Below are 20,655 nucleotides of genomic sequence, written 5' to 3'. Positions count from 1 at the left end.
CGAAAACCCCAACCGTCTTTCGAAAAATCACGATGGATCTCCCTTCCTCTCGCCTCGACTCGGTCATTTCCTCCGCCACCTCATTCGCGTCGGATTTGTTCTCGAACCTTACGATCACGCTCGCCCAAACCGATTCCGCTGTCGCGGGCGAAGTGCGAGGCATCTCTGCCGATCAATGGATGGTGCTGCTCGTTGCAGCCGCGATCCTGATTCTGCCATTCGTTTTCGGCGGTTGGTTGGCCAAACAGCTCAAGATGCCCGGATATGGCACGCGGTTCGGGTTTGTCCTCGTCGCGATCATCGGCAGTGGCGTGACCCTGTTGAACAAATTGCCCGGCCTGGGCGTTGACCTCCAGGGCGGAACGATCCTGGTCTACGAAATCGACCCGGAGAAGCAAAAAGAGCTGATCGACGCGGGCTCGCCGATTTCCAGCCAAGACCTGGTCGAACCGCTGACTCGCCGGATCAACCCGTCGGGTACCCAAGAAATCGTGATTCGTCCCTATGGTGAATCGCAAATCGAAATCATCGTGCCCGCGGTCGACGATCGCGAAGTCGCGCGGATCAAGAAACTCGTCGAAGAGGCCGGTGTGTTACGGTTCGCGATTCTGGCGAACCAAGTCGACCACCAAGCGATCATCAGTGCGGCAATCGATCAGAGCGAGTCCAATGACCCGTCAATCGCAACGAGAGTCAAAGTCGGTGATATCGAAGACGGGCTCTACGGACGCTGGGTCAAAATGGGCCGCGAGTCAAAACCAAATGCCGATGGTGTTCGCCCGCTGCGAATGTCGACGCAGGGCACACTGATCAGGAACCCGAACAACGGGAAGATTTTGGAATTGCCTCGCGAACTGCTCGGACGCGATGAAGAAGTTAAAGTCGCCCAGTGGCTCAAGACGCAGCCGTTTTCCGAAATCGAAGTGTTGATGATCATCAACCCACTGCTGGATATCCAAGGAAGCGACCTCTCCTACGCCGCCAGCACGTTTGACGAAAACGGTGGCCCCGCCGTCGCGTTTAACTTGACCGATTTCGGCTCGGGACGTTTCCGGGCTCTCACCCAAAACAACTCGCCTGAGGGAACCCGCAAACGTCAACTCGGGATCATCCTCGATGACACGTTGTTATCGGCTCCTAACATTCTGCAAGCCATTTCGAAGGAAGGCCGCATCACGGGTAACTTCACCCGCGAAGAGGTCGACAGCTTGGTTCAGATTTTGAAGGCCGGCCAGTTGCCCGCTACGGTGACCAAGCAACCAATCGCTGAAAACCAAATCGACGCCACGCTCGGTGCCGACACCATTCAAAAGGGTGTGTTCTCGATCGGTTTGTCGCTCGGTTTGGTGCTGTTGTTCATCCTGTACTACTACCGTTTCTCAGGTGTCATCGCGTGCGTCGCACTGATCATGAACCTGATGATGATTCTCGCCACGATGGTCTTCATCAACCAACCACTGACACTGCCCGGTCTCGCCGGTTTGGTGCTGACGGTGGGGATGTCGGTTGACGCAAACGTTCTGATCTTTGAACGGATTCGCGAGGAATTGAAAAAGGGTGCCAAGGAACGCATGGCGATTCGCAACGGTTTCGCTCGAGCGACCACGACGATCGTCGACGCCAACCTGACAACGTTGATCACGGCAATCGTGTTGTACGCGATCGGTACCGATCAAATTCGTGGTTTCGCCGTGACCTTGATCCTCGGCATCATGTTCTCCATGTTCACCGCGATTTACGTCTCGCGAACACTGTTCGATCTGGCTGAACGTCGGGGATGGTTGTCGCTGTCGATGTCTGACACGGTCAACTCGGTTCGTGCGGCGATGTCCGGCGGTGGCGAGTTCGATTTCATGGCACGCGGACGGATGATGCTGTTTGTATCGTCAGTACTCGTGGTGGCCGGTGTGGTCGCGCTGATCTCTCGCGGACAAGGCATCTTCGATATCGATTTCGCAGGTGGCTCGTCGGTTCAATTCCGTCTCGATGCTCCTACCGACACCGAGGATGTTCGCCGTATCGTCGCGTCGGCATTCCAAGACAGTGGCGACGAGAAAGTTCAGTTCACCGTCAACGGTGTCAGCATGGAAGGTGCCGCCGAGAACACGATCTTCAAAGTGGACTCGTCGGTTGACCAAGTTGACTTGCTCAAGAAAGCGATCCAAGACGGATTCGCCAAAGAAACGACGGTCGGTTTGTCGACCTACCAAGTCGACATCAAGCCCGCTGACCTTGGTCCGGGAACGCTCGACCAAACCGAACAACCCGCCGCCGAAACGACGGGGGCAACTGCAACGCCCGACGTGAGCGACCAATCGGAATACGCACGCTCCTACAACGGCGTGATGTTGACGGCTTTCCAAGCGACGGAAGGAACCACCGAAGAGGTCGCCGACGACGCAGAAGCGTCCGAGGAACCTGAGATGCGTGATATCGAATTGCCAGGTTTCAGCTACAGTACCTCGGACATTTCCCTCGGCATCGAGGGCAGTGAAAAACAAGCCGTGATCAACGAAGACGGTTTGAAGGACGCGATTTTGCAGGCTGCCGAAGCGGCCGGCGTTTCGGTCAACGAGCGTGGGATTCGTCTTCGCCCACTCGGCGAAGGTGCCGAAGAGTGGGCCGGCGGATCGGCTCTGCCTTATTCAAGCTGGCGAGTGCAGTTGCCGTTGACCGGTGACAACGCGATCGCAGTGATGAAGCAACTCGAGCAGAAGCTCGGCAGCGATCCGGTTTGGATCAGCAGCAGCAGCGTTGGTGCTCGCGTGGCAGGTGACATGATCAGCCGTGCTCTCGGTGCTCTGTTCGCATCGCTGTTGTGCATCATCGGCTACATCTGGTTCCGCTTCCAACGTGTGATCTACGGCGTCGCCGCTGTGGTCGCCTTGCTTCACGACGTGTTGATTACCCTCGGTGCGATCGCCGTGAGCTATTGGGCCGCGGGAGCACTCGGGTTCCTTTTGATCGATCCTTTCAAGATCTCGCTGACGGTTGTGGCGGCATTGCTGACGATCATCGGTTACTCGCTCAACGATACGATCGTTGTCTTCGACCGGATCCGTGAAACCAAGGGTAAGGCTCCTCGTTTGACGGGCGACATGATCAACGCGAGCATTAACCAAACGCTCAGCCGAACGTTGTTGACTTCGATCACGACTTTGATCGTGGTTGTGCTTCTTTACGCGATGGGCGGTGAAGGTATTCACGCGTTCGCGTTTGCATTGGTCGTCGGCGTTTTGGTCGGTACTTACAGTTCGATGTTCGTCGCCAGCCCCGTGCTGCTGTACCTCGTCAATCGCAACGAAAAGAAAGAAGCTGTGGCCACTCAAGGCCGTTAAGTCGGTTGAGTCGAGGCTCGCGGAGCCTGATTCCTGCGAATGCATCCCATAACGCGTGCGGCAATTTTGCTAGCACGCGTTTTGCATTGATGGACTGCATTGCTGGGCGGTTCGAGCACGCGAGGCAGTTCGCGTCGTCTTCCTGGTGCTCAAAAAGCAGCGTTCGCATCTCGGTAAAAAAAGCACATCCCTTATTGTCGGATGATATGCTACTGCTCCGTTGTTGCACTTCGTGAGGCGATAGCGGGTCTCATGGCACCGCAAGAAGGCGAGCGTATGCGAGAGTTGAATCAGAAGGGGCGGCTCGAGACCCGACCGAGTCGAGCGTTCACGTTAATTGAGTTGCTGGTGGTGATCGCGATCATCGGCGTGCTCGTGGGGCTGTTGTTGCCGGCCGTCCAGGCGGCTCGGGAAGCGGCTCGACGGTTACAGTGCTCGAACAACCTGAAACAGATCGCACTCGGTTTCCACAATTATCATTCGGCCCACCGGCAATTGCCTCGGCAACAGGACCCCGTGAACAGGCATACGTGGGCGGTGGGCATTCTGCCGTTTATCGAGCAGGGGGCGATCTACGAGCGGTACGATTTTGACGTTGCTTGGAACGCGGTCGAGAACCGCGAAATCATTCAAACGAACATCAGCACGTATCTGTGTCCGACAACGCCGGACAATCGCAGTTTCGCTAACGACGGTGGTTTTCCGACCGCGACGACGGATTACGTTCCGCCTGGATCGATTGCGGCAGAATTCAACAAATCCGGTCACATCACGCGGCGAAAGAACCCCAATGGGATGTTAAAGGGCAGTAAGGTGACTCGTTTTCGCGACGCGTTGGATGGGCTTTCCAACACGCTGCTGATGACGGAGTGTGCGGGGCGTCCGCAGTTCTTCGTCAAGAATCGTCTGGGCCCGTCGACCAACGTCAACGGTTGCGGTAACGCCGACGTCACCCAGTCGTTGGCGAAGTGGGGAGGCTGGGCCAATCCGGGGCACTCAATTCCCATCCACGGTTTTCAGGGCGACGGGCTGACTTGCACGGGGCCGTACGTCATTAACAAGACGAACAACAACGAGGCCTATTCGTTCCACACCGGTGGCCTGCAAATCAACTTGGCCGACGGCAGCGTCAGGTTTATCTCCGAGCAGATCAGTGCGGACGTGTTTGCCTCGTTAATCACGTACCAAGAACACGAAGTCGTCGGTGAATTCTGATGCCCTGTGGTTGGCGTGATCCGGTGACGAGCGACCTGTCGCGATTGATCGTTTCTCGGATGCCCGTCGGTTAGTGGCTGTTCAGCTGGAGTGGCGCAGCTCCGCTGAGATTCCCGAAGGTCGCCCTCTGAGAGGTTTCTCGGTGGAATTTGGCCGTGAACCGATTTTTACCCAGAACGCTCGAAGCGGATCGAATGTTGGCCCGGGACGTGACCGGGGCTGGGGAAAATGACGCCGAGAACCTAAAGTGTGGGTTTTCTGACGTGAATTCTTTCTCCACCACCTGGTTCCCTCAAGGTTCGGTTTTCGATGACCGCGAAACCCACCCCCACACCTACCCCGCAATCCTCTTCCGCATCGCAGTCGAAGTCGGCGAGCGCATTCGGAGCCGTTTCGGCGAGTCCTTCGTTTCCAAAGCTGGAAGAAGAGGTGCTCGCGTTTTGGGACGAGCAGCAGATTTACGAGAAATCGCTGGCCCGTCGTGCCGACGCGCCGACCTTCGTTTTCTTCGAGGGCCCACCGACGGCGAATGGTATGCCGCACCCCGGGCACTGCTTGACCCGCGCGATCAAAGATGTGTTTCCACGCTACAAAACCATGCGTGGCTATCGCTGTGAACGCAAAGCCGGATGGGACACGCACGGGTTACCCGTCGAAGTCGAGGTCGGCAAAGAGCTCGGGATTCATAGCAAGGAAGAAATCGAGGCATACGGTGTCGAACCGTTTATCCAGAAATGCCAGCAGAGTGTTTGGCGTTACATGCGAGAATGGGAAACGCTCACTCGCCGACTGGGCTTTTGGGTCGACCTGAAACAGGCCTACGTCACCTACCATCAGTCCTACGTCGAGAGTGTTTGGTGGAGTCTGAAGAATCTCTTCGATCGTGGATTGCTGTACCAAGGTCACAAGATCGTTTGGTGGTGGGCGCAAGGCGGAACGGCGCTGTCGGCCGGTGAAGTCGGACAGGGATACCGCGAGGTCGCCGATCCGAGTGTTTATGTTCTGTTCCCTTTGATCAGCTCAGAGGCGTCGACGTCCAAACGTTCGCTCGTTGTATGGACGACGACCCCATGGACGTTGCCGAGCAACATGTATGCGGCGGTCAAGTCGGATCTGGAATACGCGGTCGTCGAAGATAGTGAAACGGGTGAACAACTCGTGCTTGCTGCTGCGTTGGTAGAAACGCTCGCGGGTAAGATCAAACGCGAACTCAAAGTCGTCGAAACCGTCTCCGGTGCATCACTGGTAGGTCAACGGTATGAACCGCCGTTTTCCGACTATCGTGATCGTCTTAGCGACCCGCAGGGAAGTCTCAAGACCGGCGAACAAGAGCATCTCTATTGGCGAGTCGTTGCGGCTGACTTCGTGACGACGGATTCCGGGAGTGGGCTCGTCCACCTGGCCCCCGCGTTCGGTGAGGTCGACTACGAAGTGCTCGCCGAAGAACGTCTGCGATTCGTCGAATCGGATCGACCTGAGTTGCTATGTGCGGTCGGACCCGATGGAAAGTTCACTGATGAATTTCCGGCTCTTAAAGGCGAATGGGTCAAGTCGACGGACAAGACTCTGACACGACAATTGCGTGACGGCGGAAAGCTGCTGCACCAAGAACAGTACCTGCACGACTATCCGTTTTGCTGGCGTGCCGATGATGATCCGTTGATCCAATACCCGCGCGAAAGTTGGTTCATCCGGACGACGAAGTTCCGCGAACTGATGTTGAAGAACAATTCGCAAATCGGGTGGCAGCCCGAACATATCCGTGATGGACGGTTCGGCAATTTCCTCGACAGCAACGTGGATTGGGCACTCTCGCGTGAACGTTATTGGGGCACGCCGTTGCCGATCTGGGTTTGCCAATCCACCGGTAGGATGGAAGCCGTTTGCAGCTACGACGAGCTGCTGGCGAAACCGGATGTTCAAGGCACCGAGGTTTGGGATCAGGCCAAGAAAGCGAATCCCGAACTCGCCGACGACCTGCGTGTTCACAAACCCTACATCGATGCGGTGACCTACGCGTCGCCGTTTGAACCGGGGGCTCGGATGAAGCGGGTCACTGAGGTGATTGACTGTTGGTACGACAGCGGCGCGATGCCGTTCGCGCAGTGGGGTTGGCCTCACCAAAACGATGACCGATTCGCCGAGCAATTCCCCGCCGATTTCATCAGTGAAGCGATCGACCAAACCCGAGGTTGGTTCTACAGCCAACTCGCGATCAGCACGATGTTGTTCGGTGAAGGTGCGAGCGTGGATGTTTCCGATTCACCGACGCCGGTGGCGAAAGACGTCACCGGTTCGGCGCTCACGACGTCCGCCGATCAAGCGTACCCGTATCCCTATCGAAACTGCATCGTGCTCGGTCTGATGTTATCGCAGTGGTATGAAGCGACACCGAAAGACGGCGGCGCGAAGATCATTGCGTTGACCGAAGAGGAAACTGCCGAGCACCCGGGCATGTCGTTCACGAAGAAAACGGGCAAGATGTCCAAGCAGCTTCGCAACTACCGTAGCCCGTCGGAAATCTTTGACCGATATGGCGCCGATGCGATGCGTTGGTACTTCTTTGCCAATCAAGCACCGTGGAACTCCATCATCTACGCCGACGGCGCGATTCGTGATTCGATTCCCGAGTTCCTGCTCCGCCTGTGGAATACGTTCAGTTTCTTTACGATCTATGCGGAGATCGACGGGTTCGATCCAACGACGGCGACCGATGCGGATGAACAACTGTCACCGGAAAGTCTCGCGTCAGCGCCGACGTATCGGCCTGTATCGGAAAGAAGCGAAATCGATCGATGGGTGATCTCCGAAACCAACGTTGCGATTGATGTAATCGTGCAGCGTATGGACAGTCTCGATAACTACAACGCTTGCCAAGCGATCACGTCGCTGTTGGATGGTTTGAGCAATTGGTATGTCCGTCGCAGTCGTGACCGTTATTGGGCGAAAGAGACTCAGTCGCAGGACAAGCATGATGCTTACTGGACGTTGTACGAAACGTTGTTGCAATTGACGAAAGTCATTGCCCCGTTTGTGCCGTTCCTGTCTGAGAAACTTTGGCAAGAACTCACCCGTCCGTTCGGTGATCGTGTCCTCAAGAGTGTTCACCTGTGTGATTACCCGGTCGCCGACACGGCTCGAATCGACATGGATTTGTCGCAGTCGATGAAAGTGTTGCGTGAGATCGCATCGCTCGGTCGGTCGGCGCGTGCTGACGCGAAATTGAAGGTTCGGTTGCCGTTGTCCGCGGTGGAGGTCATCCTCACGGACGACTCGCAAATCGCGTGGCTGCAGTCGCACGATTCGCTGGTGCGTGAAGAGTTAAATGTGAAGAACGTCGCGTACACCACCGACGGCGGTGACTACGTGCAGTACAGCGTCGTTCCGAACTTCAAACGGCTTGGCCCCAAGGTTGGTAAGCAGATTCCCGTCGTGAAGAAACTGCTCGGCGAAGCCGACGGGAACGAACTGCTCAGTCAATTGCAATCGGTAGGCAAAGTCACCTTGTCGTTGCCCGACGGCAGCGAGTTGGAACTGGACAACGATGATATCGAAGTTCGGCTCAAGGCGCGCGAAGGTTGGGCGGCTGCCCAAGGTCCGTCGTGCGTGGTCGTGCTCAATACCGAAGTCACCGATGATTTGCGCCGCGAAGGTATCGCGAAGGATTTGATCCGCGCGATCCAAAGTCAACGCAAGGAAATCAACTGTGACTATACCGATCGAATCGAGGTCGGCATCGTGACGCAGGATGCCGAAACGCTGCAAGCGATCGAGCTGCATCGAGACATGATCTGCGAAGAGACATTGGCTGAACGCCTGGTAGTTGAAGCGTTGCCAAATGTCACGCCCGTCGAGATCGAATGTGGTGAACTGTTCGTCGCGAAGGTGAGCGTCTGATGTCAGACAAACCACGATTGCCGATTGCCGTCTTCCTCAGTGGCAGCGGCCGCACGTTGGCGAATTTGATCCATCATCGTGATCAGCACGGTCTGCCGATCGATATCCGGTTGGTGATCAGCAGTCGCCGCGACGTTCGCGGCGTCGATATAGCACGCGAAGATGGGATCGAGACTCTCGTCATTCGTGAACGAGATTATCCGGATGCCAACGGATACAGCGCTGCGATGTTTGCACCGTTGGCCGAACGTGGCGTTGAGTACGTGGTGATGGCGGGCTTCTTAAAGCACGTTTTGATTCCCGATGCGTTTGAGAATCGTGTGTTAAACATCCATCCGTCCTTGTTGCCCGCGTTCGGGGGCCAAGGCATGTACGGTCATCACGTGCATGAAGCGGTGCTCGCACGCGGTGTCCGAATCACCGGTTGCACGGTTCACTATGTCGATAACGAATACGACAACGGGCCGATTTTGCATCAACGGTCCTGTCCGGTGCTCGATGGGGATACACCCGATGCACTCGCCGCGCGGGTTTTTGAACAGGAGTGCCTGGCACTTCCCGAAGCGATTTCGATGCTACCTCGAAATCGTGTAGCGGGTTAGGCTTCGAGCAGCGTTTCGAGATACAGCGTGATGGAATCCGAGAGAGCCTCAGGATTGTAACCGCCCTCGAGAACGCTCAGTAAACGTCCGCCGGAGTGGTCTGTCGCGACACGCAGCAGCGTTTTGGCGATGGTGGCAAAGTCTTCGGTGTGCAACCCGAGCGAACCCACCGGATCATCGATGTGACTATCGAATCCAGCACTTGCGATGACGAAATCGGGTTGGAAATGATCCGCGAACGCGGTGAGTTCGCGATCAAAAAGGGCACGCTGTTCTTCGCGTGAGGTGCCCATCGTTATGGGCAAATTCTTTGTGGTACCGACCGCTGCGCCGGTTCCGGTTTCTAACGCGGCCCCGGTGTGCGGATAGAAATTGTCTCGATGCATGGAGAAGTACGCGACCGCGGGATCACCGTAAAAGATGTCCTGGGTTCCGTTCCCGTGATGGACGTCGAAATCGACGATCAGGACACGGTTCATTCCGTGTGACTTGATCGCGTGGCGGGCGGCGACGGCGACGTGATTAAACAGACAGAAACCCATCGCCTGGTCTTCGGTGGCGTGGTGCCCCGGTGGCCGTAACAGGCAGAATGCCGTCTGGTCTTCGCCGACGGCGAGACGACTTGCCGCGTCACAGGCGGCACCGCTGGCGAGGCAGGCGACCTCGTAAGAGCGATGAGATAGACGAGTATCTGGATCGAGCCAGCCGCCTCCGGAAGCGGCAAACTGTTCAACCCGGTCGATATACTCAGCCGTGTGGACGAGAGCCAGTTGCTCTCGTGAAGCAGGTTCCCAGGACGGACGCCGGCATGCGACGTCGAGTCCTAAGAAATGAAGATGACGTACGATCGGCAGCAACCGTCGAGGGCTCTCAGGATGATCGCCCGTCTGATGTTCCATGAAGATCGGATCGTAATACAGCAACGTCATCTGATGTCGGCAATCATGCCAACGGTTCAGCGCCGGCCGTTTCGGCATCGATCAGAGCGGGCTCGTGACGATGTTCGAGTCGTCCGAGCGTCTTTTCGACCAAATGAAGCAGTTTGTTGGCTGCGCCTTCAAACGCATCTTTGACGGTGGTGTCATGATGGCGAACCGACATCGGTTTCAGGCCGCGTAAGCGAGCCTCCATCACGCACCGCTTGTCATTGTCGTCGTTATGCCCGATGTGTTTGTCTCGGGAATGCTCTTCAGCTAAAAACACCTCGACTCGAGTAATCCTGTCCTCGTAACGCCCTAAGGCGTGCTCGACCGATTCTTGCACATGTGCATGAAGGGTCTCGTCGCCTTGGATGTGGTTGTCGGTGTGAGTTTGAATCTGCATTTGGTCAGCCTTGAGAGGGTGATGATGGAGTGGGCAACGCGCCGCACACTATTCAATTATAGTGCAAACTGCACACCGCAGTGGCGATCTTGGGTAGAATAAATCACCGTCGCGCCAGACGTTACAATCCGACCCCGATTACGCCGGTTTCACGGCGAAGTGTGCGGCCGCGTCATCATCGTGTGCGGCCGTGGCTCACCTGGATCAGGCTCACCCCGATTCGGTCGGATCGACCCCTTTGTCAATCTGTCGCGATTCCCGCCTCGCTCCCCACCTGCACTCCATTTTGTCGAGTGAAATTGCAATGTCTGTACGTCCAAACTGGCCCGTCGAATTCGTCCCACGAGCGTCAAAGTTAATGTGGGTTTTGCCGATCACGAGTCTTGCGATCGCCCTTCTTGCGTGTTGCGTGACGCCCAAAGTGTGGGGCGAAAGCCTCTTCGTTGAGGCTGAAAGTTTTGCGGATCGTGGCGGTTGGGAACTGGACACTCAGTTCATCGAGCAAATGGGGTCACCCTATTTACTTGCGCATGGGATCGGCCGGCCTGTTGATGACGCCAAAACGACCATTTCAGTAAACGAACCGGGCGAATACCGGGTGTGGGTACGCACTCTCGACTGGGTGGCACGGTGGGGGGCCTCGCCGTCGCCGGGCCGGTTTCAAGTACTCTTCGATGGCAAACCGCTCGAGCCGACATTTGGTACCGAGTCACCGGATTGGCATTGGCATGACGGTGGGCTCGTTCGGCTAGACGAAGGCGACCATGAACTTCGTTTGCACGACCTGACCGGGTTCGACGGTCGGTGTGACTGTTTGTATCTCACGACGGAAGTGGATCGCACGACGCCCCCACCGAGCGTCGATGACGTGCTCTCACCGTGGCGACGCGAACAACTCGGGTTGCCGGAGAAGCCTGTTACCAAGGGGCCATATGATTTGGTTGTTGTCGGTGGTGGATACGCGGGCATGGGGGCGGCACTGTCCGCGGCGAGAATGGGGTGCCGCGTCGCATTGATTCAGGATCGAGGTGTCCTCGGCGGTAACGGTTCGAGTGAAGTCCGGGTGTGGGCGATGGGGAACATTCGGCGTGGTAAGTTCCCTCGGATCGGCGAGATCATCGAAGAATTTTGTGATCACGCGACCAAATCACCGGGACGCTATGAAGAGTTCGGCGACGACAAGAAAGAAGCCATCGTGCTGGTCGAATCGAATATCGATCTGATGTTGAACCACTTTGCCTACGCAGTGGATGCTCACGATGTCGAAAAGGGGGGCAGTGATTCGAAAATGACTCGGCACATCGATGCGGTTCGAATCCTCAACACCCAAACGGGAGAAGATTTGAGAGTTACCGGCGAGATGTTCGTCGATGGCACGGGGCATGGATGGATCGGTGAATGGGCGGGAGCGGAGACCGACATGACCGATCGCGGACGAATGGGGATGAGCAACATGTGGAGTTGGGCCGAAGCCGATTCCACGAAATCATTTCCCGAGACACCGTGGGCACTAGATCTTCAAATGGCTGACTTCCCCTATCCGCGAGATCACCACGGGCAGTGGTTTTGGGAAAGTGGTTTTGATCTCGACCCGATCAACGAAGCGGAAGCGATCCGTGATTGGAATTTACGAGCGGTGTACGGCGCGTTCAACGCAATGAAAAACCGCGACGGCGCCGCCGATCACGCCACCGCCGAGTTGACCTGGGTGGCCTACGTCGGTGGGCCTCGCGAGAGTCGCCGAATCATGGGTGACGTTGTCTTGACGCAAGACGACGTGGTGGCCAAGCGGGAGTTTCCCGACGGTTGCGTTCCGAGCACGTGGTCGATTGATCTGCACTATCCCAAAGAGCAATACGCCACGAAGTATCCCGAGAATCCTTTCATCAGTTATGCCGTTCACGATCGCCGCGTCGATCGTTCATACGGCTATCCCGTCCCGTATCGATGCTTCTACAGTCGTAACGTGGACAATCTCTTCATGGCGGGACGCTGCATCAGTGTTACTCACGAAGCCCTGGGTACCGTGCGTGTGATGAAGACCTGTGGGATGATGGGGGAAGTCGTCGGAAAAGCGGCGTCAATCTGCACGCTAAACGGTTGTCTGCCGCGCGATGTTTACGAATCGCACCTTGACGAACTACTGACCCTCTTACGACTGCCCGGCAAGGCACGTCGTTCAACGCCATCGAGCGATATCGTGATCCCCGACGATGCGATGGAAGAGGCCAGTTCGATCGGTCCCATGTCGGGACGGAAGCCTCACGATTTGCCGGGCCTGGTCATCGACGACCGAGATGCGATCCGGACGGGCGAATGGATCGAGGGGACGGGGCTGCGCGGGTACGTCGGCTGGTCGTATCGGTACGCTCAGGAAAACTCAGCCTCAGCGGCTCGCTTTGAAACCAAACCCGAAAAGGCGGGACGTTATCGTTTGAAGATTTACAACCAACCCCACGCGAACCGCGGAACGACCGTTCCGGTGACATTGGTGATTGCCGGGAAGACGGCCTCTCATCTGAGAATCAATCAACGCGTTACGCCAGAATCGGGCGCGATCGATGGAGGCGAATTCGAATTGCCCGCCGGCGAGACCGTGAGTGTTGTGGTCTCGACCGAGAACGCGGGCGGCCTCATCCACATTGACGCCATCGCATGGGAATGGGTGGAGTAACGCGATGAATTTGCGGCAGTGCACGCTGCCGCGGACGCTTACGTGAGAGATCGTCGGTGGAGCCAATATGTTGCTCGCGAATTGGACCGTGGAGATGCCGCGAACGCGAAGTTTAGTTCCATGTCGCGAAAAAATTTGCAGGATCGCCAACACGGGGTGTCTGAGGTGGTAAAACGTGTTGTTGAAATTATCCTCGGGGGGTGAGTATCCGCATTGACGAGTGCAACATGGACCAGACTTTCTCAGGCGGCGTTTTTACCGAGACAATCGACGGCGGTCGGGCGGGAGCAGAGATCGAATTGCTGCCGTCGGGTGTTGGTGCACGCACGCCCGATGGTGAAGCGTTTGTGATCCCTTATCGCGAATGCCAGGTCGAAGTCGGTGGGTTCAGCGGGCGGATGGTGTTCTGCCGAAATGCGGATCGCAGTCTGACGATCTTCTGCGAATCCCCGAAGTTTGCCAAAGCGTTATCGTTCGCTTCGTCGGGAATGCTCGATGACCAGCTAACCTCCGGTTTGAAAAAGCAACGCGGCGAATCGCGACGTGGATTCGCCATTGGCACGTTCTTCGTCATTGCCATGCTCTTGCTCCTCGTTGGTGGGTATTTCGGGATTCGCGCCGGAGCCCGTTCAGCGGTGCTCGCACTGCCGGTCAGTATCGATGCTCAGATTGGTGACGCCGCGATGGGATCCATGGACCTTGGTGGTCCAAAGCTTGACGACGAAGTGGTCGTTGGTGCCATGCAGTCGATTGTCGATCGCCTCGCACCCACGGCGGCTATTGAGGGGATCGACTTTCGCGTCCATGTTGTGGAGTCCAATCAAATCAACGCGTTCGCACTGCCCGGTGGAAACATGGTCGTCTACACGGGATTGATCCGAAACGCGGAGAACCCGGAACAGGTGGCGGCGGTGTTGTCGCATGAGATGTCACACGCAACGCTTCGGCACGGCGTCCAACGGATTGGTCAGTCGCTCGGAATTTGGGCGGGTGTGTCGCTGTTGATTGGCGACGTCAGTGGTCTGATGGGATCGGCCGTGGATTTGATGCAGGTCGCATCGGTAAACAGTTACTCGCGAGCTCACGAAAACGAAGCAGATCGGGAAGGCGTTCGCATGCTGCACGCGGCCGAGATCGATCCGTCGGGCATGGCGGACTTTTTTGAACAGCTCGAAGAAAAACACGGTGATGTCCCGGGAATTTTCGCTTGGGTCAGCACGCACCCCGATCATGCATCTAGAATAGCGAGCGTTCGAGCCCAGGTCGCCGCGTTGCCGTCGCACGAATATCGCGAGATTGAAGTAGATTGGCCCGCGGTCAAACGCCGTGTGGACGAAATGGACGGACGGGAAATTGACCAGCAACCAAACGCCGATCAGGAAAACGCCGAGGTGGAATGATGCAAACTGAGATTCGTGATAGGCCCTCCTTCGCTAACATCCGTGTGCGGTTGGAACCCGGCGACGAAATCGTGGCCGAAGCCGACGCGATGGCGAGCATGAGTTCGTCGATCGAAATGAAAACGCGGTGGAGTGGCGGGTTCGTCAAAGGCGTGTTGAAGCGAATCTTTGGAGGCGAATCAATGTTCGTCAACACTTTTTCAACTTCGACCGGTGGCGAAATCATTCTTACGCAACCATTTCCCGGCGACATTCAATGCCTCGAGCTCAAGGGCAATACGATGTTTTTGCAACCCGGTGCGTTCATCGCATGTGAACCGGGCGTGAAGTTGGGGCTCGGGTGGGCGGGATGGAAAATGTTCATCGCGCGGGAAGGTTTGTTTCGGTTAAAGGTCAGTGGCACGGGACGGATTTGGTTCGGTGCGTACGGTGGGATCTTTCAACGCGAAATCGACAGCGAGTACATCGTCGATTCGGGACACCTGGTTGCTTATGAACCGACCGTTGGGGTCCGCATCGCGTTGGCCGGCGGGCTGTTTTCGAGTTTCTTCAGCGGCGAGGGTTTCGTCACCCGCGTGAACGGTCCCGGGCGGATCTACATGCAGTCGCGATCATTTGACGGTTTGGCCGCGTGGACCAACGCGCACCTGTATTGAATTTAGATTGACATCGCACTCACGATTTTTTCGCTCGTTGGCTCGCCCGCATCATGCAACATCAACTTCTCGCACAACCGGCCATGTCCATTGCCAAATTGACTCTGCAAGCCGGTGAATCGGTCACCTGCGAAGTGGGGGCGATGATCGCAATGTCGAGCGGATTTACCGTCGAGACGACGTCACGAAATCGCGGCGGAGGCGGCGGGCTCGCAAAAGGGCTCAAACGTATGTTTGCCGGTGAGAACTTTTTTTTGAATCACTTCACCGCAACCGCCCCGAATCAAACACTGTGGATTGGCCCAGGATTGCTGGGCGACGTGATGCACTATCCTTTGTCCGGCGGGACGTTGATCGTGCAAGGGTCGAGTTGGTTGGCTTCGGACGTCGGCATTGAAATTGACGCCACGTGGCAAGGACTCGGCAAGGCATTGTTCAGTGGTGAGGGAATGTTTTGGGTCAAATGCAGCGGACGTGGCGATTTGTTTCTCAATAGTTTCGGTGCGATCTATCCAGTCGAGGTGAACGGGGAATACGTTGTCGATACCGGCCACATCGTTGCGTTTGAAGACACGCTGAATTTCAAGATTGGCAAAGCGGGATCGAGTCTCATCGGCAGCGTTCTGGGAGGCGAAGGGCTGGTCTGCAAATTCAGTGGGCAGGGAAAACTGTATTGTCAGAGTCATAATCCGCCGAGTTTCGGGCAACTGCTCGGACCCAAATTGAAAGCACGCTAAGGCCGTTGGTCGGATAGAACATCATGATTGAAATCGCATGTCCCAATTGCCAAAAACGCTACCGGTTGGACGACAAGTTCGCGGGCAAGAAGGCGAAGTGTAAACAGTGCGGCGCCGTGTTGGTAATCAAGGCGCCCACGGCCGGATCAACGAAGCCGGCGAATCCAACGCCGCCGAATCAAGCTGCGGCACCGGCTGATCGTGTCGCGAAACCGAACGCGAAATCACGGGCCGCTGCCATTCCGCCGGTCGTCCCGGTAGAGCTGGTCTCACCTGTTCAACCCGCTGCTCCCGATCATTCGGATGCCGATATCCCGACTGCGACGGCGATTCCAACCGCGACCGAAATTCCAACGGCGATCCCGGTCTCGGATGACCCGTTTGCTGAAATCCCGTTTGCTGAGGTGGTTCCTTCGGCGACCCCGCAGGCGTTTGTTGATCCAAACCTGCCTCGTCAACGCACGCCTTCGCCTGGGAATGCGGCTTCCCCTGGCGTTTCCGAAACGTTGCGTGGCACGACGGGACACATGAAGTACGAGATCAGCCAACGGCCTGATTTTTCAATCGTCAAAATTGACTTGCCCCAGGGTGGCAAGGTGTATGCGGAGCCGTCGGCAATGGTTTCGATGACGCCGACGATGCATCTCGAAGCGGGCTTCAAAGGCGGGCTCGGAAAGACGTTTGGGAGATTGCTCGGCGGAGAGAGTTTGATCATCAATACGTTTACGGCGCAAGACGGCCCCGGCGAAGTGATGTTCGCCGGAGGAGCCGCCGGAGACGTGGCCTATCACCGACTCAACGGCAATTCGCTGTATCTCCAACGCGGAGCCTACATGTTCAACAGCGAAGGTGTGGAGGTGTCAGGGAAGTGGCAAGGGGCCAAGGGTTTCTTTAGTGGTGAGGGCCTCGTGCTGTTGAAGGCGTCCGGGACGGGTGACATTTTCTTTAATTCCTATGGTGCGATCATCCCGATCGATGTTACCGAAGGCTTTATGGTCGATACCGGATACATCGTTGCGTTCGAAGAGTCGCTGCAATACCGCGTCACGGTTCTGCCTGGCCTGCGGACGGCGGGCAAAATCAAATCATTCTTCTTCGGCGGTGAGGGGTTGGTGTGTCAATTCGCGGGAAGCGGTCGTGTTTGGATCCAAACCCGTCAGGTCAAATCGTTCCTTGCCTGGGTGAATGCGTTCCGACCGACGAAAAGCAATTAGATGACTCGCAGCCCGGTGTGTGGCGACCCCATGTCGGGTAAATCCGTTCCCGGTCAATCTTTTCTCAGCAGATGCTCGTGGTTGGTTTTGGCTCCGGTCGTGGCTCCGACGTGTCTGTTGGTGATCTTCGCCAGTGTTCTGTTCGGACGCGATCGCTTGGCGTTTCGAGACGTCGGTTACTTTTACACACCGCTTTATGAATGGGTCGCGACACTTTCTCGCGCGCAACCGTGGGGTGTGTTCGGCGGTGCGATCTGGAATCCTCTCGATCAAACGGGAATGCCGCTCGCGGGAGAAACCACGACGGCGGTGTTCTATCCACTGCGAATGTTGGTTTATGCACCGCCCTGGTCTGCCGAGACCGCGATTGCGGTTTACGTTGTGCTGCACCTCGTGATTGCTTCGCTGACGGCATACCACGCGACCCGATGTCTCCGCTGTGATCCCTGGTCGGCCAGTGTGGCCGGTTTGGTATACCCGCTCTCCGGGATCGTTTTGTTTTCTGCCACCAATCCACCGTTCTTGGTTGGCGCGGCTTGGTTGCCACTGATTTTGGTTCCGTTGTTATCGAAGCATTGCCGATCGGTCATCACACCTGCCGTGGCGATGACGCTGGTGATTCTCGGTGGTGATCCGCCGACCGCATTACACGCGGTGATCGTTGGTGCGGTCGTGCAGTCGCTTCGCGTTGGCGGACGTTTGTGGAACCACGGGAGACGCGGTTGGGATTCCGCAGCGGTTAGGCATCGACCGTTTGCAGATGCCGGTGAATGTCTCAAACAGATCGTGGTGGTTTGTGTCCTGGCTGCATTGATGGCGTCGCCGCAGATCGTCGCTTCGGTAGCCTGGTCGGCTCGCAGTGATCGGGTGCAGCGAGCAGGCGGGCCCGCGACGTCGAAGATCGATGCGCAGGCATACGCGTTTTCGGTGCCTCCTTGGCGAGCAATGGAGTTCGCGTTGCCGAACCTTTATGGAGCACCGTGGCCGATTAATACGCGTTGGGACCGGTTGGTGTTTGATGGAGGCGTCAATCGTGCGGCGACGTCGCTTTGGACGCCATCCTTGTATTGCGGAATTTTGTTTCCGATCCTGATCGCCGGCGCCGTCCTCGTTCGTTTGACGAAACGTCACCGGCGATGGCGGATCGGGATGATGTGGCCGTGGTGTGTTGTTTTCCTAATGGGAATTGTGAGTGCGGGTGGCGAATATGGGCCCGCCTACGTGCTGCGAAGCGGATTTTTGGCCATCAACGGATTGCTCAATGCGATCGGCTCGACGTTTTCTTTGCCTGAATCGTGGATGCGGCTTCCGGGGCGATGGGGAGGTCCATTCTGGTTCCTGCATGAGTTTCTTCCCGGCTACGATTCTCTGCGATATCCCTCGAAGTGGTTGCCTTTTGCGGCGCTCGCTGTCGCGATTGGTTCAGCAATCGGAGTTCGCCGTTGGGGATTGGTATGGAGGCGGCGGGACGCGGTTCAGGGTGGCTTTGGGCCATCTCAACGAAAGTCTCTGTTGGTTGTCGTCTGCGTCGGCGGTGTGATATTGGTGAGTTTCCTCAGCGTGATGTCGGTGCTTCAAAGCTCGACATGGAACTCGACCGATCCGTTCTGGGGACCGTTTGATGTGGATGCCGCAGGTCGCGGTTTCCTTTTCGCGTTGATGCATGTCGCCGTTGTTGGAGTGGTTTTATGGTGTGGGGCGAGATTGTGTGTGCGTGGTGCGAGAACTCAGTGGCTGGTCGCAGTGATCGCGATCGATTTAATGGTGGCAAACTTCGGGCTCGTTCCGCGGATCGACCGAGATCGCGAAGCGAGTTTGCTAAAATCGAATCAGGTTGACGTTATCGATAACGACGCTTCATTGCGATGGATGCGGGTTCATAACAACGACGGGCTCCCCAAATCTTGGGCCGAAACCTCGAGCGAAGATCGCATGATGACGGTGGAGGTTGGGCTTCGTCGTGCCCGATTCGGGCGTTGGCATCTCGAACACGGCGAGGCGGTGATCAACAACATGGTCTCAATCGGATCACGCGAGCTAGCGGAATTCTGGTATCACGCGAAGGCATTGGACAAGGAACTGAAGTCACCGCGTGCCGAACGATGGCGAAGTTGGTGTCGGATGCTCGGTGTGGCAGGATATCTCCGAATGAGCGATCCGCTGCCTAATGAACCGACAACGAAAGACACGGGCGACCGGCTACCTCAGATCGAATTTGAAGTATTCGATGAATCTGGGCAGCATCATGATTGTTGGGATGTTCTTCGACGAAACGAAAACGTTGTCGTGTTGGATTCGGATCGGGCAACCGCTTGGCGGCAAATGCTCGAGCGTCTGGCGAGCGAAGAAGACAATCCCCCGGCGTTTGTTTCAGAGGATGTTGCGAGCCGTGTTCAACCGAATGATGAGGCAACGGTCCGGCGACCAATCTTGATGAATCCGCTGGGGCATGATCCAACTGTCGAGACGTCCGAACCGGTTCTCATGTCGCGACGAGTTTACCAAGACGGTTACTGGGGCGTCGAGTTGACTTCGACTGAGGGTGCGGGGGAATCGATGGACGCAGCGGTGTTCCCGGTCGACTTCTTGTCGCAAGGGTTCATCTGTCCTCCCGGCAGTTGGCGGGTCGATTTTCGTTACACGCCGTGGTGGTACACACCGACCGTTGTTCTGGCATTTGTAACGTGGGGATGCGTGTTGGTTTCAACGCTTAGACGACGTCATAGTTGAGTGCGTCGTCGATCGCCGCCTCGAATTCTTTGTCGGTTAATTCGAGTAGGTCTCGCATCGAGTGCAGCGTCGCGAGTTTCTTCTTGCTGACATCGTCTTCGGACGCGGTGGCGGCCAAGAACATGCCTTGCAGTGCGAGCAACCGTTGTTGCATCGTCCATCGCTTGGAAACGGTCAACACATAGTTGTTAGCTTGGATGCCCGCGTGTCGGGCGATCGAGCACAGCCTGCCGAGTTCTTCGCGGTCGGTCGGTCGATCAAAGAGGACTTCGGACAACCCGAGCAGCGTTTGAATTTCCGGTTCGCTGATATCGTCGTCGACCAAGGTCATCAAGACCGCCGACCGAATCGCTTCGTCGCGGAACTTTTCTTCTTGGACCATTTGATGCGTGGCTTGGTCCATTTGAAGAACGGTCTCATCCCAACTCGATTTGCACTGATCGCACTGCACGAAGAGCTCAGGTGCGCCGATCGGCACCGTGGGGATTAGGTAGAGCGTCAGGAAAGGACGTCGGGCTCGCAAACGATAGGACTGCGTGGCACCACACGTGGGACAATAAAATTCGCCCCTTTCGCGCGTCCGCGTCAAATTCATGGTGCCGATCAAAATCATGGGCCTAATGGGTTCTGTAGGTCAGGGCGTAAAATCGTGGGGGCGTTTGGTCCGACTTCGCGGGGCGGAGCCGACGAGCGGGGAAACCAGCGAGATGGACAAATAGGCAGTGTCGCAGGAGCCGGTTTCTCTATGAGGATAGCGACTCGTCAAAATCGGAGCGACTTTCACCATGAAAACTCGGTGTATTTTCTGGGTATCGGTGCATTGGTCGTTTTGCCTAAACTCCCCGCTCGACGCCTGTGGTGAACGATTC

Annotated in this window: 13 protein-coding genes; 10 read left to right on the top strand and 3 right to left on the bottom strand. The window is 56.7% G+C overall.

Annotated features, from left to right (window positions below; all coding sequences use genetic code 11):
- Positions 1-32: 32 nt before the first annotated feature.
- The 4 genes from secD to purN all read left to right on the top strand — a co-directional run bounded on the left by secD (position 33) and on the right by purN (position 9,052).
- Positions 33-3,338 (top strand): protein translocase subunit SecD, encoded by a 3,306-nt coding sequence (secD, locus tag FHS27_RS21550; protein ID WP_246420502.1) that lies wholly within the window; start codon positions 33-35, stop codon positions 3,336-3,338.
- Between the two features lie 252 nt (positions 3,339-3,590).
- A complete protein-coding gene (locus FHS27_RS21545) occupies positions 3,591-4,553 on the top strand; it encodes a DUF1559 domain-containing protein (protein ID WP_184306911.1) in 963 nt (320 codons plus the stop codon).
- A gap of 309 nt (positions 4,554-4,862) precedes the next feature.
- A complete protein-coding gene (ileS, locus tag FHS27_RS21540) occupies positions 4,863-8,450 on the top strand; it encodes an isoleucine--tRNA ligase (RefSeq protein ID WP_184306909.1) in 3,588 nt (1,195 codons plus the stop codon).
- A complete protein-coding gene (gene purN / locus FHS27_RS21535) occupies positions 8,450-9,052 on the top strand; it encodes a phosphoribosylglycinamide formyltransferase (protein ID WP_184306908.1) in 603 nt (200 codons plus the stop codon). Before ileS ends, purN begins: the two co-directional genes overlap by 1 nt.
- On the opposite strand, the gene FHS27_RS21530 is transcribed toward purN, so the two are convergent.
- Both FHS27_RS21530 and FHS27_RS21525 read right to left on the bottom strand, forming a co-directional pair.
- Positions 9,049-9,981 (bottom strand): histone deacetylase family protein, encoded by a 933-nt coding sequence (locus tag FHS27_RS21530; RefSeq protein ID WP_184306907.1) that lies wholly within the window; start codon positions 9,979-9,981, stop codon positions 9,049-9,051. The two genes, purN and FHS27_RS21530, sit on opposite strands and share 4 nt — an antisense overlap.
- A 13-nt stretch (positions 9,982-9,994) precedes the next feature.
- The gene (locus FHS27_RS21525) at positions 9,995-10,375 is read right to left on the bottom strand and encodes an HPF/RaiA family ribosome-associated protein (RefSeq protein WP_009097576.1); all 381 of its coding nucleotides are present in this window, start codon (positions 10,373-10,375) and stop codon (positions 9,995-9,997) included.
- A 304-nt stretch (positions 10,376-10,679) separates the two neighbouring features.
- Here FHS27_RS21525 and FHS27_RS21520 point away from each other — a divergent pair, with 304 nt between their 5' ends.
- From FHS27_RS21520 to FHS27_RS21495, 6 genes are all read left to right on the top strand, one after another.
- Positions 10,680-13,049 (top strand): FAD-dependent oxidoreductase, encoded by a 2,370-nt coding sequence (locus FHS27_RS21520; protein WP_246420500.1) that lies wholly within the window; start codon positions 10,680-10,682, stop codon positions 13,047-13,049.
- A gap of 227 nt (positions 13,050-13,276) precedes the next feature.
- A complete protein-coding gene (locus tag FHS27_RS21515; RefSeq protein WP_184306905.1) occupies positions 13,277-14,449 on the top strand; it encodes a M48 family metallopeptidase in 1,173 nt (390 codons plus the stop codon).
- Positions 14,446-15,105, top strand: coding sequence for a TIGR00266 family protein (locus FHS27_RS21510; RefSeq protein WP_315854648.1), 660 nt, complete (start codon positions 14,446-14,448; stop codon positions 15,103-15,105). The genes FHS27_RS21515 and FHS27_RS21510 overlap by 4 nt, the downstream gene beginning before the upstream one ends.
- Before the next feature lie 53 nt (positions 15,106-15,158).
- Positions 15,159-15,842 carry a TIGR00266 family protein gene (locus tag FHS27_RS21505; protein ID WP_009097566.1) on the top strand — a complete coding sequence of 228 codons (684 nt, stop codon included), beginning with the start codon at positions 15,159-15,161 and terminating at the stop codon, positions 15,840-15,842.
- Positions 15,843-15,865: 23 nt separating this feature from the next.
- Positions 15,866-17,056 carry a TIGR00266 family protein gene (locus tag FHS27_RS21500; protein WP_184306903.1) on the top strand — a complete coding sequence of 397 codons (1,191 nt, stop codon included), beginning with the start codon at positions 15,866-15,868 and terminating at the stop codon, positions 17,054-17,056.
- Positions 17,057-19,786: a hypothetical protein gene (locus FHS27_RS21495; RefSeq protein ID WP_246420498.1), complete on the top strand. Its 2,730-nt coding sequence runs from the start codon at positions 17,057-17,059 to the stop codon at positions 19,784-19,786.
- On the opposite strand, the gene FHS27_RS21490 is transcribed toward FHS27_RS21495, so the two are convergent.
- Positions 19,767-20,399 (bottom strand): zinc-ribbon domain-containing protein, encoded by a 633-nt coding sequence (locus tag FHS27_RS21490; protein WP_184306902.1) that lies wholly within the window; start codon positions 20,397-20,399, stop codon positions 19,767-19,769. The genes FHS27_RS21495 and FHS27_RS21490 overlap by 20 nt on opposite strands.
- Positions 20,400-20,655: the final 256 nt, after the last annotated feature.

Origin of the sequence: Aporhodopirellula rubra (assembly GCF_014192335.1) — a bacterium.
Taxonomy (GTDB): domain Bacteria; phylum Planctomycetota; class Planctomycetia; order Pirellulales; family Pirellulaceae; genus Rhodopirellula; species Rhodopirellula rubra.
Note: the sequence above shows the minus strand (reverse complement) of the source record. Positions and strands in the feature narration are given on the sequence as shown.